13 protein-coding genes are annotated in these 18,490 nt (G+C 40.3%); all 13 read left to right on the plus strand.

The genetic code is table 11. From position 1 onward, the window contains the following. The first annotated feature begins 572 nt into the window (after window positions 1-572). On the plus strand, window positions 573-1,802 hold the full coding sequence (locus CXF81_RS18675; protein ID WP_101182910.1) for a nucleoside recognition domain-containing protein: 1,230 nt from the start codon (window positions 573-575) through the stop codon (window positions 1,800-1,802). A gap of 247 nt (window positions 1,803-2,049) precedes the next feature. Next, window positions 2,050-2,529, plus strand: a complete 480-nt coding sequence (locus tag CXF81_RS18680) for a GAF domain-containing protein (protein ID WP_101182911.1) — start codon at window positions 2,050-2,052, stop codon at window positions 2,527-2,529. Further along, on the plus strand, window positions 2,526-2,834 hold the full coding sequence (locus tag CXF81_RS18685) for a hypothetical protein (protein ID WP_101182912.1): 309 nt from the start codon (window positions 2,526-2,528) through the stop codon (window positions 2,832-2,834). Before CXF81_RS18680 ends, CXF81_RS18685 begins: the two co-directional genes overlap by 4 nt. Next, a complete protein-coding gene (gene proQ / locus CXF81_RS18690) occupies window positions 2,834-3,478 on the plus strand; it encodes an RNA chaperone ProQ (RefSeq protein ID WP_101182913.1) in 645 nt (214 codons plus the stop codon). The genes CXF81_RS18685 and proQ overlap by 1 nt, the downstream gene beginning before the upstream one ends. Before the next feature lie 29 nt (window positions 3,479-3,507). Further along, complete coding sequence (gene prc, locus CXF81_RS18695) at window positions 3,508-5,571, plus strand: carboxy terminal-processing peptidase (protein WP_101182914.1); 2,064 nt, start codon at window positions 3,508-3,510, stop codon at window positions 5,569-5,571. A 97-nt stretch (window positions 5,572-5,668) separates the two neighbouring features. Beyond that, window positions 5,669-7,012: a sodium-dependent transporter gene (locus tag CXF81_RS18700; RefSeq protein ID WP_101182915.1), complete on the plus strand. Its 1,344-nt coding sequence runs from the start codon at window positions 5,669-5,671 to the stop codon at window positions 7,010-7,012. A gap of 9 nt (window positions 7,013-7,021) precedes the next feature. Beyond that, on the plus strand, window positions 7,022-8,539 hold the full coding sequence (locus CXF81_RS18705; protein ID WP_101182916.1) for a Na+/H+ antiporter NhaC family protein: 1,518 nt from the start codon (window positions 7,022-7,024) through the stop codon (window positions 8,537-8,539). 2 nt (window positions 8,540-8,541) lie between these two features. After that, a complete protein-coding gene (gene pepN / locus CXF81_RS18710) occupies window positions 8,542-11,157 on the plus strand; it encodes an aminopeptidase N (protein ID WP_101182917.1) in 2,616 nt (871 codons plus the stop codon). A gap of 43 nt (window positions 11,158-11,200) precedes the next feature. Beyond that, window positions 11,201-11,425, plus strand: coding sequence for a DUF2835 family protein (locus tag CXF81_RS18715; protein ID WP_101182918.1), 225 nt, complete (start codon window positions 11,201-11,203; stop codon window positions 11,423-11,425). A 164-nt stretch (window positions 11,426-11,589) separates the two neighbouring features. After that, window positions 11,590-13,671 (plus strand): DUF1302 domain-containing protein, encoded by a 2,082-nt coding sequence (locus CXF81_RS18720; RefSeq protein ID WP_101182919.1) that lies wholly within the window; start codon window positions 11,590-11,592, stop codon window positions 13,669-13,671. A 10-nt stretch (window positions 13,672-13,681) separates the two neighbouring features. Next, on the plus strand, window positions 13,682-15,049 hold the full coding sequence (locus CXF81_RS18725) for a DUF1329 domain-containing protein (RefSeq protein WP_101182920.1): 1,368 nt from the start codon (window positions 13,682-13,684) through the stop codon (window positions 15,047-15,049). A 54-nt stretch (window positions 15,050-15,103) separates the two neighbouring features. Then, window positions 15,104-16,147, plus strand: a complete 1,044-nt coding sequence (locus tag CXF81_RS18730) for a sialidase (protein ID WP_101182921.1) — start codon at window positions 15,104-15,106, stop codon at window positions 16,145-16,147. Window positions 16,148-16,152: 5 nt separating this feature from the next. Then, the gene (locus tag CXF81_RS18735) at window positions 16,153-18,474 is read left to right on the plus strand and encodes an RND family transporter (RefSeq protein WP_101182922.1); all 2,322 of its coding nucleotides are present in this window, start codon (window positions 16,153-16,155) and stop codon (window positions 18,472-18,474) included. Window positions 18,475-18,490: the final 16 nt, after the last annotated feature.

Consider the following 18,490-nt stretch of genomic DNA (forward strand, 5'->3'; position numbering starts at 1 on the left):
AAAAAGGCCCGGAACAATCGTTCCAGGCTTAGGGGAATGGCCCATTTCTGAGCCTTGCGCTAACTTTCACTTGCACTTGAGATATCTTGCTTAACGTCAACACCTATCTCTATATCTCATATATAAAACACACAATGCCAATGTCAGGAAGAGGCGTGTGATATAGACGACGGACATTAATAATAAGCTAAATCAGTATAACCGATGTGCAACGTGTCATTATTTTTGAGTTTTAACACTAGAGTAAACATAACATAAAAAAAAATAAACACCTAAAACTTTTTAAAGTCAATAACTTAGTTTTAAATTTTTACACAGCTTATACTCGATAAATACACACCTTATCCACAGATTTAACCACAGATGACCTCGGATCAATCAATTATGCGAAAATTTAATGCGCAGTGGTTAAAAATCACTGAGTTTGATGTTGTATTGTGTTAATTTTAGCAACATAGATTGTGGAACTATATTGATGCCGTGAATTTATAGCGCATATCGCAAAACAAGCTATCAAAAAAGCCTAATAAATAATGCTAATAAGCCTTAGCTCATAAAAATATAGGGTAACAATGCTCCACAGAATTTGGTTGTTTTTTATTGTCAGTGCGTTTTTTGCTACCTGTTGGAAAGTTGTTGCTACGGGTGACCTAGGTGGTTTTGAAGAAGTTATGAACGCGGTTACTTCAATGGCGAAAACCAGTGTTGATATTGCTTTGGGCTTGGTAGGACTACTCGCGTTTTGGCTCGGCATATTTAAAGTTGCAGAGAACGCTGGGTTAATTGCTAAATTTTCCAAAATACTTGAACCTTTGTTATGCCGCATTATGCCAGATATTCCTCGCGGCCATCCAGCACTTGGAAGTATTACCATGAACATGTCTGCCAACGTATTAGGTTTGGATAATGCGGCAACGCCATTTGGCATAAAGGCGATGCAAGACATGCAAACACTATCGCCGGTAAAAGATACACTGACTAACTCTCAGATCTTATTTTTAGTCTTAAACACCTCCTCGGTTACATTATTTCCAATTGCTGTTTTTCTGTACCGCGCGGAGCAGGGCGCTGCGCAGCCAACTGACGTATTCATTCCTATTTTATTAGCAACCAGTGCATCCACTTTAGTCGGTTTATTTGTCACTTGTGCAATACAAAAAGTTAACTTGTTTAATCGGGTTGTAATGACTTATTTGGTCGGTGTGTTTAGTTTACTCACTGCTGTTATTCTTTATTTCTCTAAGTTGGCTACCGATCAACTTGCAGCCCAATCATCACTAATTGCCAATTTTTTATTGCTATTGTTTATTGTCGTTGTGTTAGTTCAGGGGTGGAGAAAGAAACAAAATACTTATGAGCAATTCGTAGATGGAGCAAAACAGGGCTTTGAAGTTGCGGTCACTATTATTCCATTTTTGTTAGCAATGCTTTTTGCCATAGGCATGTTAAGAGCTAGTGGCTTACTAGAATTAGTTATGAATGGGTTTTCCTATGTATTTGGCAGTATTGGTATGGACACTCGCTTTGTTGATGCCATTCCCAATGCACTGATGAAACCGCTGAGCGGCAGCGGTGCTCGAGCACTGATGATAGAGACTATGCAACATCATGGTGCTGATTCTTTTGCAGGTCGACTTGCGTCGGTGATGCAGGGTTCTACCGAAACTACGTTTTATGTATTGGCGGTGTACTTGGGTGCTGTTGGTATTAAACACAGCCGGTATGCTGTTGGGTGTTGTTTAGCCGCAGACTTTGCTGGTATCGTCGCTGCTATTGGTGTGAGTTATTGGTTTTTTGGTTAATTCTGAGGCTTTTTTCATTTGCGCACGTATATAGTGTTTAACTTGCAAATAATAGGTCTCGAATACACTAGCTTGGTTCGTACTTGTGTTTTTTGAAAAGAGACAGCTTACTGTCGACACATTCAAAAACAATGTAGTAAACTTTAAATGTGTAAATAAGGTGAAAGCCCTTCTAATGAGCTTTCACTGAGTGTTATTATCTTATAATGTAATGTAAAAAATTTTAAGTGAGTGATTCCTGGTAACAATGAGCAACAAAAATAAGCAATACAAATTAATCAATGCGCAAGTTCAGGCGTTAATATCAGATGAGTCTGACATGATAGCTAACATGGCAAATATTGCGGCGGTATTGTTTAACAATGTAGAACAAATTAATTGGGCTGGTTTTTATTTATTTAAACAAGAACAACTGGTGCTAGGTCCATTTCAGGGTCAACCTGCTTGTGTGCGGATACCCATGGGCAGGGGCGTATGTGGCACATCGGCTGCAACACGAGAAACCGTTATTGTTGACAATGTGCATGAATTTGCGGGTCATATCGCTTGTGATGTTGCTTCGAATTCTGAAATAGTTATACCCGTTGTATTTAATCAACAGTTAATAGGCGTTTTGGATATCGATAGCGCAGTAGCAGCACGCTTTGATGATGACGACCGTCAGGGATTAGAGTCCTTGGTGAGGATCTTACAGCAAACATTAACTTCTTTGGAAACAACACAGTGAAGGACTTCGTTGATATACATGTATTATTGAGTACGCCTGATGATATGGAGGACGTGCATGACGACCCGGTCGAGGCATCGGAGAAACTAAACACTATCCTGCATTTAGTCTTTGACCATATAGATGAAGATGAAGAAGTTGAAACAATTCATAGAATAATTGAAAAAACATGGGAACATTGGCACCTTGAGAGCTATTTATTAGAGATTGAGGTTGACGACTTGGTTGATTGGGTGGATCATCTGCTCTCAACTTGGGATGATTCCGAAGACAGCATAAACAACACAGATGACGAAATAAATTAATGGACGAACAACAAAAGCTAGCAAATAGTAAAGAAGTCTTAGCCTTCCTTGCTACCGAATTTCCAAAGTGCTTTTCGCTTCAATCTGAGGCTAAACCGCTTAAAATTGGCATTTTTCACGATTTGTCTCAACGCTTAGAGAATGATGCCAGATTAAGTAAACGTCTGTTGAGAATGTCATTAAGGCATTACACCAGCAGTTGGAAGTATCTCGCGTCTGTTAAGGAAGGTGCGCATCGCATTGATTTAGATGGTGTAGATGGTGATGAAGTCGAGAAGGAGCATGCTGACCATGCCGCTACTCAGTTAAAAGAGAGTAAAGCGAAAGCAGCTGAAAAACGTCAAGAGCTTAAAAAGCAAGCGCAAGATAAAAAAGTACCTAAAAGCAGAGCAAATATACCTAAAAAGGAAGACGTTGCGGCTAAAAAACCGCCAGAACGTAAAGTAAAACAGGCAGCGCCAAAAGTTAAAGTTCGCGAGTTAGTAGACGATGACATGAAAGTAGGTGTACAAGTTTCAGTAAAGGTAGGCAGCTCTCCTATGCCTGCAACAATCACTGAGGTTGCGAAGGACGGCATTCAAGTGCAACTAAATTCGGGCATGACGGTCAAAGTTCAACGAGCGCAGTTGCGTCTTACAATATAACGTCAAGCAAAAAAAGAAAGGTAGGTAATATGCAGTTAAATTTGGGTAAATCTTTTAAAAAGCAATTGATATGGATCTCTGTCGCGAGTGCATTAGTTGTTGGCGCTAGCATTGCGGGACCGACGGCAGAAACCGTTGATTCCATTCCTGAGCTGGCGCAAGAATCCCAACATAGCAAAGCTGCGAAACGTATTACCGACCACTTCACGCGCTCACATTATAAAAAAATCAAAATAGATGACGAGCTATCAGAAAAAGTATTTGATCGTTATTTACGCTCGCTTGATGTTAATAGAAACTTCTTCTTAGCCTCCGATATTGCGAATTTTGAAAAGTCGAAAGATTCATTTGATGATGCTATCCGTCAGGGGCAATTAGACATCGCCTACGATATTTATATGGTTAATTTAAAGCGCAGAGCTGAACGGTTTCATTATGCGTTAACTTTGCTTGATAAACCATTTGACTATGAAGTTGCAAACGACAAGTACTATTACGACAGAGAGAAATCGGCTTGGGCTGAGACAAAGGCTGACTTGAACGAAGTTTGGCGCCAGCGTGTTAAGTACGACGCATTGAATTTAAAAATGGCTGATAAAACATGGGAAGAGACGCAAGATATTCTGACCAAGCGTTATCAACGTGCCATTAAACGATTGAGCCAGACTAACAGTGAAGATGTTTTTCAAACGGTTATGAATTCTTTTGCACGCAGCATTGAAGCACATACTAGCTATCTTTCACCTCGCAACACCGAACGTTTCCAAATGGAAATGAACCTGTCGCTAGAGGGAATTGGTGCAGTGCTGCGCAGCGAAGACGACCACACTGTTATTGTAAGTCTCGTGGCTGGCGGACCTGCAGATAAGTCTGACAGAATAAAACCAGAAGATAAAATAATTGCTGTCGCTCAAGAAGGAGAGGAGTTTGTTGATGTTGTCGGTTGGCGCTTGGACGAAGTCGTTGAATTAATAAAGGGTCCTAAAGGCAGCATTGTAAAACTTCAAGTGCTGAAAGGAAGCAGTGAGAGTAAAAAAATCGCTGAAATACAAATAACGCGCGACAAAGTAAAGCTGGAAGATAGAGCAGCTAAATCTGAGGTATATATTCCAGATTCAGGTCCGCACAAAGGGCAAAAGTTAGGCGTTATTAATATTCCTAGTTTCTACCATAATCTGCATGTAGATGTTTTGAAAGAGTTGAATAAGCTCAAAGAAGAAAATGTTGAAGGGGTTATTATCGACCTTCGTGGCAATGGCGGTGGTTCATTGCCAGAGTCAGTGTTATTAAGCGGTTTATTTATTGATAAAGGGCCTGTTGTTCAGGTTCGTTATGAAAATGGTCGTATTAGTGTTGACCGAGATACTGATGGTATTGTGCATTACGGTGGACCACTAACAGTAATGGTTGATCGTTACAGTGCCTCAGCCAGCGAAATTTTTGCTGCAGCAATGCAAGATTATAACCGGGCGATTATTATCGGTGAGCAAACGTTTGGTAAAGGGACGGTGCAGCAACACAGAGGATTAAGTCGTATATATGACCTAGATAAAAAGCTAGGAGCAGTGCAATTTACGATAGCTAAGTTTTATCGTATCAGCGGCGGCAGTACGCAGCATAAAGGTGTTTTGCCAGATATTCTTTACCCATCACCCGTTGATCCAGCAGAATGGGGCGAAAGCAAAGAAGAAAACGCGCTTCCATATGACAGTATTCAAAAAGCAAACTACGCTCAGTTAGGACGGTACGAAGGCGTTATTGATGAATTAGCCGCCAAGCACAATGAGCGAGTGATGAAGGATCCCGAGTTTGCTTATATTTTCAGTGATATTGAGGAATATAACAAAAACAAAGACAAAGATTACATCAGTCTAGTTGAGTCTGAAAGACTGAAAAAGAAAAAAGAAAGCGAAGCTAAACAACTTCTTAGAGTTAATGAGCGTCTGCAAAGAATGGGATTAGAGAAAGTTGTATCTTTGGAAGATGATTTACCGGAATCGTTAGATAAAATAGACCCATTTTTAGACGAAGCTGCCAATATTACTTTTGATATGGTGAGTTCGGGAAGTTACGCACTAAACTTAAAAAAATAGATTTAATTTAAAAATCAATAGTATAAAAGGCAGCGATAAAGCTGCCTTTATTTGCTTAAACATATACCACTAATAAAAAAAATATAATGGGGTAATTATGAGTGCACGCGGTGAGTTTTCTTCGCGAATGGGTTTCGTGTTGGCTGCGGCAGGTTCTGCGGTCGGTTTAGGTAACATTTGGGGTTTCCCAACAAAGGTTGCTGAAAACGGCGGTGCTGCTTTCGTTTTAATGTATTTGGTAATGGCATTTTTATTAGCCTACCCAGTACTCATGGCGGAACTAATTATTGGTCGTGCAAAGCGAGCCAATATGATTGACGCCCTTGGTTCCCTTTCGACAAACCCTAAGGCTAGGGTTGCAGGTATAGTTACTGGGTCTATAGGCCTGCTTACCGTTGTCTTTATTCTTGCTTTTTATAGTATTGTTGCAGGCTGGATGATTGCTTTCTTTGTCGATGCAGCAAGCAACATGCTTGGACTTAGTATTCCGTGGCTAACAGAGTTCTCAGTGTCTCGAAACGCAATATTTATGGCCTTATTTCTGTTTTTGACTGGATTCGTGGTTAGTGGTGGTGTTAGTAATGGTATCGAACGGTGGTCTGTGAGGCTTATGCCTACATTATTTACCATCATTATCATTTTAATCATCTATGTGAGTTTTCAGGAAGGGGCTATAGAAGGTTGGAAAGCGTATCTAGTACCAGATTTTAGCCGTTTATTGGATGCTGGATTGTTAATCGACGCAATGGGACAAGCATTCTTTTCTATGTCTCTTGGTGTTGGAACGATGTTAGTCTACGGCTCTTATATCCAACAAAATGAAAATTTGCCTAAGTTAGGTGCGTCTGTCGCTTTGGTTGACATTGGCGTAGCGGTATTTGCCGGTATGCTAATTATTCCGGCAATGTATGTTGCTGCAAACAATGGCGTACAGATATTTACTGATTCAGGCGCGCTTATTCAAGGCGACAGTCTAATATTTAATGTTTTACCTGCTCTATTCGCCACAATTGATGTCGTTGGTTGGGTCGTTGCGACTGCATTTTTCGCACTGATGGTGATTGCAGCCTTAACTTCGTCAATTTCTATGTTAGAAGTACCGGTCGCCTACCTAGTTGATAATAAAGGAATTAGAAGACAAAAAGCCTCAGCTATACTTAGTGTGGCTGTGTTAGCTATATCTGGCTTTATCATTCTTAATTTTGACACCTTGTTTGGTTTAGTGATTTCACTAACTACCCAATATAGCCAACCATTACTTGGTTTTATTTTATGTCTATTCGCTGGTTGGGTTTGGAATAGAAATGAAATACTGACAGAATTAAAACATGGGCAGGATAGCGCTGAACAGAGTCTATTCTGGAGAGTTTGGCCTTGGTATATCAAATTCGTATGTCCTGTCGTCATTGCCTTTATGTTTTATCGCTCACTGACTGCGTAAGGAAATTAAATGACTAATCAAACACGAATAAAAGAGCCGACGCTCGTTGATGCCCTTATTCCCATTGTACTTCTAGTTTTTTTTATGGGCAGTGCGGTTTTTTTGTACCGTGAGGATTCATCTTATGGGCCTAATCAAATCGCCTTGTTGCTGGCGATGGGTGTTGCGGCTCTCGTTGGTATAAAGAATGGTCATCGCTGGAAATCAATTGAAGAAGGATTAGTTAAAGGTATCTCAATGTCATTGGGTGCCTGCATGATTTTATTTGTTGTCGGTTCGTTAATCGGTACTTGGATGTTAGCTGGCACTGTTCCCACGCTTATTTACTACGGATTAAACTTACTCAACCCGACCTTTTTTTACGCTGCTGCTTCCATCATTTGTGCGGTAGTAGCGATGAGCATTGGTAGTTCATGGACAACAGCTGCAACCGTCGGTGTTGCATTAATTGGCGTTGCTACCGGTATGGAAATGTCACTAGCCATTACCGCTGGTGCGGTTGTGTCGGGCGCTTATTTTGGAGACAAACTGTCGCCGTTATCTGAAACCACAAACTTAGCACCCGCCATTGCAGGCACCGATTTATTTGAACACATCAAATATATGTTATGGACAACCATTCCTAGTTTTCTTATTACGCTGATTCTGTTTGTGATCCTTGGATTAACCGAAGACACTAGTCAGGTAAGCGGCAGCATTGTAAAAATGCAACAAACGATAGCAAGTCAGTTTGAACTTGGTTTACACCTTTTGATCCCCTTAGTTGTGCTGTTAACGCTAGCAATTAGAAAGATGCCCGCTTTCCCCGCAATAGCTATTGGCGCCCTATTGGGAGCTGTATGGGCCTTATTATTTCAAGATAATTTAGTTTCTTCATTTGCCGACAATATTAAGGTTACTGCACCAGATGCGATTCATTGGTTGTTTAAAGATATTCCTGAATGGGTGAAACATATTATGGTTACTTGGACTGCATTATTTGATGGTGTCAGTTTTGATACGGGTGACGAGGGCTTGGATAAGTTACTAAGTCGCGGCGGAATGGCCAGTATGCTCAATACCGTATGGTTAATTATTTGCGCTATGAGTTTTGGTGCGGTATTGGAAAAAGTAGGGCTGCTAAAAGCGGTTGTTGCTACTTTATTAAAAGGAGCTGAAACCGCGGGTGCCATGATTAGTAGAACAATCCTAACGTGTATTGGTACTAACATAATTACGGCAGACCAGTATATTAGCATTGTGATGCCCGGTCGGATGTACAAAGAAGAATTTGAAAAGCGCGGTTTAGACCAGCTTAATTTATCAAGAAGCTTAGAAGATGGTGGTACCTTAACTTCGCCTCTTATCCCTTGGAATACATGCGGAGCTTATATGTCAGGCGTACTAGGCGTATCAGTTTATGACTATTTTGTGTATGCATTTTTCAATCTCATTAATCCTGTTTTGGCTATAATTTATGCCTATCTAGGAATTAAAATACTACGTTTAACACCACCGCAAGTTAAGGTGGTAAATCAAGGAACCTAAATTTGTCTCAAATAATCGTTAAAAAGCGCTTGGATTATCAAGCGCCTAGTTATCTCATCAATGAAGTAGATTTGGTTATAGAACTTGATCCAACTGAAACTATTATCACTTCAACTTTGCAGTTTGAAACGGCGTCTAGTTCTATCGACACTGATCAGCACGAGCCCGCTGTACGCGACCTAATTTTAGATGGCGAGAACCTAAAGTTGATTAGTATTACGCTCAATGGTAATGCATTAACTGACTATCAGATTGAAGATGGAAAGCTTATTATTGCTCAGGCTGACCTCACACTCCTTGCTAATTTTACATTGGTTATTAAAAACAGTATTGATCCAAGTAATAATGCAACATTGGAAGGCCTGTATCTATCCGACGCGGCATATTGCACACAATGTGAAGCTGAAGGTTTTCGAAAAATTACGTACTTTTTAGATCGCCCAGATGTTTTGTCTATTTATACAGTCACAATCATTGCTGACAAAGCCGCATTTCCTCATGTTCTTTCAAATGGAAATTTGATTGAAGAGTATGATTTAAGTGATGAGAAAAAGGTAGTTAAATGGCATGACCCATTTAAAAAGCCTTGTTACTTATTTGCGCTAGTGGCAGGCGATTTTGACAAGCTAAGTGATTCATTTATAACAATGTCTGGTCGCAAGGTTCAACTAGAGTTATTTGTGGATAAAGGTAAAAAATCTCAAGGGCATCATGCATTAGCGTCTTTGAAAAAGGCGATGAAGTGGGATGAGGATGTTTATGGGCTAGAATACGATCTTGATATTTTTATGGTCGTGGCTGTCGATTTTTTCAACATGGGCGCAATGGAAAATAAGGGACTAAATGTTTTTAATAGTAAATTCGTATTAGCCGATCCTAGCATTGCAACAGACAATGATTTCTTTAATATTGAATCGATTATTGGACATGAGTACTTTCATAATTGGACAGGAAATAGAGTAACCTGCAGGGACTGGTTTCAGTTAAGTTTGAAAGAAGGCTTAACAGTTTTTAGGGACCAACAGTTTTCTGCCGATATGTTTAGCTACTTAGCCACCCGAATTAGCCAAGTGAAGGTGATGCGAGAAAATCAATTTGCTGAAGACGCTGGCCCTATGAGCCATCCTATCAGGCCAGATGAAGTTATACAGATGAATAACTTTTACACAGTAACTGTTTATAATAAAGGCGCTGAAGTAATAAGAATGCTGCATACGCTGCTGACTACCGACGGTTTTAGGCGTGGTATGGATTTGTATTTTGAACGACATGATGGTCAAGCAGTAACCTGCGATGATTTTGTGAATGCGATGCAAGATGCAAATAAGGTCAATCTTGACCAATTTAAGTTATGGTACTCACAGTCAGGTACACCAAGAGTTAAGGTTGAAAAAACCTCGGAAAATGGCGTCGCTAAATTAGCGTTTACTCAACGAACCTTACCTACAGTCGATCAGGCAGATAAACAAGCAGTTTACCTGCCAATAAAAATGGAATGCCTGGATAGGTCTGGAACCAAGATTGATCTCAAATTAAGCAACGATACATTTGTACTAGACTCGGCAAGTGCAACACTAGCGATAAGCAGTCAAGATTTTATACCTGTGCTATTAAGCGATTTTTCTTCACCCGTGATGCTCGATTATGCCTATTCATTGGATGACTTATTGCTGATCATGACGCATGCTTCAAGCGATTATTCAAAATGGGATGCAAGCCAAGCCTTTTATTCAGCGCTTATACGTCAGCTGTATGTCGATAAAGACACTGAGGTTTCAGCGCAGATATGGCGTCAGCTCGAAACCGCATTACAGCAAGCTCATGATAACTTCGAGCTATTAAATGAGATGCTAACAATACCTAGTATAGAGACATTAACTCAAGAAATTGAACAAACAGAGCCGCTTAAACTTTCTGTTGCTCGGTCACGCTTTCTTAACTATTTGCAGCAAAATTTACATGGGTTTTTAGAAGGTATTGTTGCTAACATTGAGCAACAAACATATGAATATACAAAAATGCAAGTGAATGAAAGGCGCGTAAGAAGTGCTGTATTGCAGTTACTGAGCTATTCAAAGAGTGTTGATGTTAAGGATCAACTAGAACGCCAGTTTATTACTTCAGATAACATGACGGATAAACTAAATACATTGAAAGCGGCTCAAATATACTCGACTGAGTTATTTGAAAAATTGATGGTCGATTTTGAGCAAGAGTATGCCGACAACGCAGTGGTAATGGATAAATGGTTCGCTCTACATGCAACGACGAACAGCAACGATATTCTTGCTAAATTGACGCTACTAGCAAGTCATCGACAATTTAACATTAAAAACCCAAATAAAGTCAGATCGCTAGTCGGTAGTTTTGCGGTTTACAATACCGACGGTTTCCACGCGCTGGATGGAAGCGGATATCAATTCTTAACTGATTATTTAATTGAGCTTGATGATCTAAACCCACAAATTGCATCAAGATTAGTGACGCCGCTTATTCAATACAAAAAATTTGCGACGGCGCACCAAGACTTGATGACGATGCAATTAAGAAGGTTGCTCAGTCGTCCTAATTTAAGTAAAGATTTATATGAAAAAGTAAGTAAAAGTTTAGCTCAATAGAAACGTTCGCAAGTTTTATTTTTGGAAGAGTGATGTAAACGCAATGAAACGCTATTTGTTTACAATTAAGCTATCGTATTTGGAATGCGAAAGTTTATATCTAACAACGGTAACAACAGCGATTGTTACCGCAACTACCGGCGAAAGAGTGCAGGTCCCTTCAATTAGTTTGCGGCCATTTATTGAGCCTACAGGCATAAATGGTACTTTTTGTTTAACCATAAACAAGGAGAATAAAATTCAATCATTTGAGCGAGTGAGTGGTTGAAAATGTAATATAATTGTTGTTTTTAAGTGCTTTTATTGCAAATTTTGTCAACTGGTACGATTTGTTCTTGCGATTGACTTAAAATGATGTAATGATTTTGTTAATAGTTTATTTATTACTAGAAAAGTATCGTATTCAGCGATAGTTCCGGAGAATTTAAGAACATGACAAACAAGCCTCGCATATTTAAAAAGTCTTCAATTGCAATAGGTGTTACTGCGCTATTAGCTGCAACATCTCAAGGCGCTAATGCTGCTAATTGGGATTTTGGTGATTTATCAGTAACGTTCGATTCAAATTTCACACTTGCTACCAGCATTAGAACCGAAGAACGTGACTTTAGCCTTATTGGCCACAGTAACCAACCAAGTCTTAATTGGACTGGTTATAATGCGGCAACAAACGTTATTTATCCTTCGGCAGATGTTTGGGCATTGACTGATGGAGCCTATTCATCAAACGGTGACCTTGGTGATCTGTCTTATGATGAAGGTGACGCTTTTTCAACTCAATTTGTAGGTCTACACGAATTAGAGGTCGCTTATGGTAATTTTGGTTTCTTCTCTCGTGCTTACTATTTCTATGATTTTGAAAATTCAGACAATAGTCGCGCATACTCAAACCCTATATCAGGTAACGTTGCTGATCCTTGTAGAGATAAGCAAGCATCTGAGCAATTGTGTAAAGACTTTAGATTATTAGACGCCTTTGTGTATGCTGATTTCTATGTCGGCGAGATGCCTGTTTCTCTGCGTCTTGGTGATCAAGTGGTTAGCTGGGGTGAAAGTACTTTTATTCAACATGGCATCAATACGACTAACCCAGTTGATGTAACTCGCGCCCGTGCACCCGGTGCTGAGCTGAAGGAAGTGTTCATTCCGGTGGGTATGCTATTTGGTTCAGTTGGTTTGACTGATACAGTCAGCTTGTCAGCGTATTATCAATATGAATGGGAACGTTCATTACTCCCCGTTGCTGGCAGTTACTTTGCGGCTAACGATTTTGCGGGTGAGGGCGGTTCATTTAATAACATTCAGTTAGGATTCACAGGTAACCCCGATATTGACGCAGAGACCTTAATTGAACAGTTAAATCTATTAGGTTCGGCGCTTCAATCGGGTGCAAACCCAGCCGCAATCGGTGCAGCTTACCTTGCGTACCCTACTAAAGTTGCAGTCAGAGACCAAGGTGATGCGGCGCATAACGATGCCGACGATCAAGGCCAATATGGTGTTAAAGTCTCGTGGTTCGCAACTGACTTAAACGAAACTGAATTTAGTTTTTATCACATTAATTATCACAGCCAACGCCCATTGGTAGCGGGTGTGACGTCTGATTTTAGACCAGAGGCAATTGCTGCTGATCTAGCAATACTGGCGTCTCCGGGCGGTGTAACACGAGATAATCTGACTGATTTAAATGCATTTACGAAAGCACGTTTTGATTATCCTGAAGACATTAAATTATATGGTGTTAGTTTTAACACGACTGTTGGTGAAACGGCATTCGCCGGTGAGTTCGCTTACCGCGTTGATGAACCTTTACAAATTGATGATGTTGAATTGCTTTACACTGGTATGCCTGAGCAGTTAGCAAACGCAGGGTTAAGACCAGATCTTGCAGGTATTTCTCAGTTAAACAATATAGGTAGAAACGTAGGTCCAGGCGAAACTGCAGCAGGTTTCTTGCTGTCAGATACTTGGCAAGCACAAATGACTGCATCACATATTTTTGGTCCAAAGTTTGGCACCGATAATTTAATATTGTTGGGTGAAGCGGGCTATGTGAAAGTGTTGGATTTCCCAGACCCTAGCATTATTAGACTAAACGCTCCGGGCACAGCTAGAACAGCTTCTTTAGAACCTGTGTTAGACGGTGCTGGCAATATTATAAGCGACAGAGCCGGATTACATACAGGTTTGTCTGATGGACCAGAAACAAATCCATTCGCCACTTCGGGTGCGTGGGGATATCGTTTATTAGCAATCGCTGATTATAATAATATTTTTGCAGGTATTAATTTACGTACAAGAGCGACATTCTCGCATGACGTAAATGGCACAACGCCGGATCCATTATTTTTATTTTTGGAAGACAGAAAATCAGCAAACATAGCGTTTACGTTTGATTATTTAAGTAAGTGGTCTGCTACAGCCTCGTACAGTACTTTTTGGGGTGGAATAGGCACAACAAACGTGCTTTCAGACAGAGACTTTGTATCTTTCAATATTAAATACGCAATTTAAGGACGTAGTAATGATTAAAAAACTAGGTTTAATAACGGCAGGACTTGCTTTAGTCCTCTCTAGCCAAGTAGTTTTGGCAAAAGTATCTCAGGCTGAAGCTGACAAGTTAGGCAATGAATTAACGCCACTGGGTGGAGAAAGAGCGGGTAATGCTGACGGTTCGATTCCTGCTTGGACGGGAGGTATTACCGAATTACCAGAGGGTTATACGCCAGGTAGTTTTCATATCGACCCTTTTGCTAGCGACAAAGTGTTATTTACGATCACAGCCCAAAACTATAAAGAATATGCAGAATTTCTAAGTGACGGTCAGCAAAAGTTGTTCGAAACTTACCCTGATACTTACAAGATGCCAGTTTACCAAACTCGCCGCTCAGCGAGTAATCCCCAAAGTGTTTACGATGCAACTAAAGCAAATGCGATTCGAGCAGAATTGCTTGATGGCGGCAATGGTATAAAGGGAGCTGCAGTGGGTGTTCCTTTTCCTATTCCTAAGAATGGTTTGGAAGCAATCTGGAACCATACATTGAGATATCGCGGTGAAGCGGTTCAACGAAATGGCGGACAAGCTGCAGTAACCGCGAGTGGTGCTTTTAATGTTATCGGTTTTGATGAGCAGTTGATGATCAAATACTCCGAAAAAGGAGCAACACCAGAGTCGTTGAGTGAAGAAAATATTCTATTTAAATTTAAGCAGAGCGTAACGAGCCCTGCCAGACTTGCTGGTACCGCGTTACTAGTTCACGAAACGGTTGACCAAGTGAAAGAGCCACGTCAAGCATGGACTTATAACACCGGACAGCGTCGCGTTCGTCGTGCACCAAACATAGCATACGATGCACCGGGTACAGCAGCTGATGGCTTAAGAACGACTGATGATTTCGACATGTATAACGGTTCACCAAATCGTTATAACTGGGAATTAAAAGGTAAAAAAGAATTATACGTGGCTTATAACAACTATGCGTTGCATAGCGATGCGGTTTCGTATGAGGATATTCTAATGCCAGGTCATGTTAATCCTGATTTAACTCGTTTTGAAAAACACCGTGTTTGGGTCGTTGAAGCAACGTTAAAGGAAGAGTATCGTCACGTTTATCAGAAGCGTACTTTTTACTTAGATGAGGACAGCTGGCAAATTCAAGTTGCTGATATGTATGATAACCGCGGAGAATTATATCGTGTCGCTATTGCTCATGGTGTAAACTACTACGAGGTGCCAACTCACTGGTCTACATTAGATGTTTATCATGATTTAAATTCTCGTCGATATTTGGCGATTGGTTTGGACAATGAAGAACAAATGTATGACTTCAGTATCAAACCAGACGATCGCGCATTTACGCCACAAGCTCTAAGGCGAGAAGGCAAGAGATAAGACAAGAATAAACGGTTGGCTTAGCCAGCCGTTTTTTTTAATTACGGTGAATAAATGATTTCAAATTTTAAAAAGGCCTCTTTAGTCGGTCTCATAGTTTTCAGCGCAATAGCGTCTGCCAATTCTTCATATCAGGCTCCGTTAGTTAAAGAGTCACTCTTACTTGATATCGCGCTCGGCGATAGTATTTTAATAGTAGGCGAAAGAGGGCATATTTTAACGGGTACAACCGTGCAAAACTTAACACAGGTTGCCGTCCCCACGAAAACAACGTTAACAGCGGTTACTTTGTTTGCGCAAAACGCTTGGGCTGTAGGTCATGACGCTAGTATTTTGCATTCATCTGACGCCGGACAAACTTGGGAGTTGCAACTGAGTATGCCTGAATTGGACCGTCCATTTCTTGATGTATTTTTTAAGGATGAGAACACGGGGGTCGCGGTCGGTGCTTATGGTTTGTTTTATAGAACAATCGATGGCGGCGTAACTTGGCAGAAAGAACTACATGCATCAGTACTTCCGCAAGACGATATTGATTATTTAGACAGTATTAAAGACGAACCTGAATTTTATCAAGATGAGCTGTCGTTTATTCTGCCACATTTTAACCGACTTAATTATGCGAACGGTAAGTTATATATGGCGGGCGAGGCCGGATTATTAGCAGTAAGTACGGATTTTGGACGTTCTTGGAAGCGCTTTGATATAGCCTATAATGGCTCATTTTTCGATATTCAAAAGACTGAAAACGGTCAACTTTTCGCGGTTGGTTTACGCGGCAATATCTTTTTAGCAAATGATGACTCTAAAAAGTGGGACAAACTTCAAACGTGTGTTACCACCTCATTAAATTCGGTTGTTCACGGCAACGATAACACTATTTATATTATGGGGAATAACGGCGTTTTATTGTCGCTAGATCAAACTAAAGTAGCTGTTAATGAATACTATCCAGCTAACGATGAAGGGTGTGCAATACATATCTCAATCAAAAAGTTAAAAAATGATTTAAGTGATTCCATATTGAATGGTTTGGTAATTAACGACGCTATGCTTGCTGTAACAGCATCAGGCATAAAGCAAATTGAGTTAAAGTAATTAATATGACAAATTTCATCAACGCAATAGAAAAAGCAGTATTTCGTCACAGGATCGCAGTGATTGCTTTTTTCTCCTTGGTTACTCTATTTCTTCTATACAATGCTGCGCAGTTAAAACTAGACGCCGGATTTGAGAAAAATATTCCACTCAATCATGAGTACATGCAAACATATATGGAGCATCGTCAAGATTTTGGTGGTGCCAATAATGTGCTTGTTTCAGTGTGTGATAAGCAAGGTAATATTTTTAATCAAAACTTTTTTGATACGTTTAAAAACGTCCATGATCAAGTCTTCTTTATCAATGGGGTCAATCGGTCATTAGTAACCTCTTTATTCTCGCCAGCAACACGTTTTACCGAAATTGTTGAAGGTGGTTTTTCTGGTGGGCCTGTCATACCGGCGGATTTTGATTCTTCTGATCCCGCAGCATTGGATTTAGTTCGCAAAAATATTGATAAAGCGGGCATCCTGGGCAGACAAGTGTCTAGCGACTTTAGCTGTGCCATGGTAACAGCACAACTGCTCGATATAGATCCTGAGACAGGATTACCATTAGACACCCTAGCGATTGCGGATGACTTGGAAACCCAGCTTCGTGGGCTTTACGAAAATGAAGCAACGTCTGTGCATATCATTGGTTTCGCGAAAATGATAGGTGACGTAGCAGAAGGTGCAAAAGATGTTTTATTATTCTTTGCAATTGCTATAGCGATTACTGCCATCATGGTGTTCTTCTTTTCAAAGTCGATTATGCTCACATTCTTGCCATTATTCTGTTCCATAGTTGCAGTTATTTGGCAGTTAGGTTTATTAACCTTACTCGGCTTCGGTTTGGACCCAATGTCTATTCTCGTTCCGTTCCTAGTTTTTGCTATCGGCGTAAGTCATGGTGTGCAAATGATAAATGCGGTTGGAAAGAAAGTTTCCGCAGGCATGAATGTAAAGTTAGCATCGCAATTCGCGTTTAGAAGTCTACTTATCCCCGGTGGTATTGCATTGTTATCCGATACTGTCGGTTTTATGACCTTGCTGGTTATCGATATTGGTATTATTAGGGAGCTCGCTATTACGGCCAGTATGGGTGTTGCCGTCATTATCTTAACCAATTTATTATTGTTACCGGTGTTGATGTCTTATGTGAAGGTATCCGATAAATATAAAGCTAAATTTACTGAAGCAAGTGACAAACATGCAAAAACCTGGGAAATAGTCTCGAAATGTGCGAGTCCAAAAGTTGCAACCATTATTGTTGCAGTAACTGCAGTGCTATTCGTTTTCGGTTTTATCCAGTCGCAAAAAATGAAAATTGGTGATTTACACGCTGGTGCACCTGCATTGCATGAGGAGTCTCGCTACAATCAAGACACATTCTTAATTACTGATAAATTTGAAATCACGGTTGACTACATTTCGGTTATTGTCGAAACCAAAGTGGACGCTTGCACTGAGTTTGAGTTTATGACAACGATGGATGAGTTTCAGTGGAAGATGGAGAATATAGAGGGTGTTCAGTCTGCTATTTCGCTGCCTTCAGTAGCTAAGCAGGTAAATGCAGGTTATAACGAAGGAAATCCTAAATGGGAAGTATTGCCACGAAATCAGGCGACAATGGTACAGGCAATTTCTCGCATACCGACTTCAACAGGGCTATTAAATAGAAATTGCTCTGTCATGCCGATCATCTTATTTATGCAAGACCATAAGGCTGAAACGATTGAACGAATTGTTGCAGCGGTTAAAGAGGTCAGCCAAGAATATGCAACAGACGATATGCAATTTAAACTTGCTTCTGGTCCTGTTGGTGTAATGGCGGCAACAAACGAAGCGGTAAAAGAGTCACAAAATCCAATGTTGTATTATGTATTTGGTGCTGTGATTATGTTATGTCTAATTAGTTTTAGATCAATACGCGCCACGTTAGCAGTTGTTATACCCCTATATGTTGTTTCGGTTTTAGCGCAGGCATTGATGACTTATTTGGAAATTGGCTTGACTGTGTCAACGTTGCCTGTCATTGCATTAGGTGTCGGTATTGGGGTGGATTACGGTATTTATATACTTTCCACGATGAATACAAAATTGCGAGAGGGACTTTCAGTTCAAGCTGCATACCTAGAGGCATTGAAAGAACGTGGCAGTGCCGTATTGTTCACTGGTATTACGCTGGCGATCGGTGTTAGCACTTGGGTGTTTTCAAGTCTCAAGTTCCAAATGGACATGGGCATATTGTTAACCTTTATGTTTATTGTAAACATGTTAGGTGCAATTATTGTACTTCCAGCCATCGCTAGACTATTGTGGTTCAGATCGGTAGAAAAGTAATTTTGAGTAATTATCT

Source organism: Glaciecola sp. 33A (assembly GCF_002836745.1).
Taxonomy (GTDB): Bacteria; Pseudomonadota; Gammaproteobacteria; order Enterobacterales; family Alteromonadaceae; genus Glaciecola.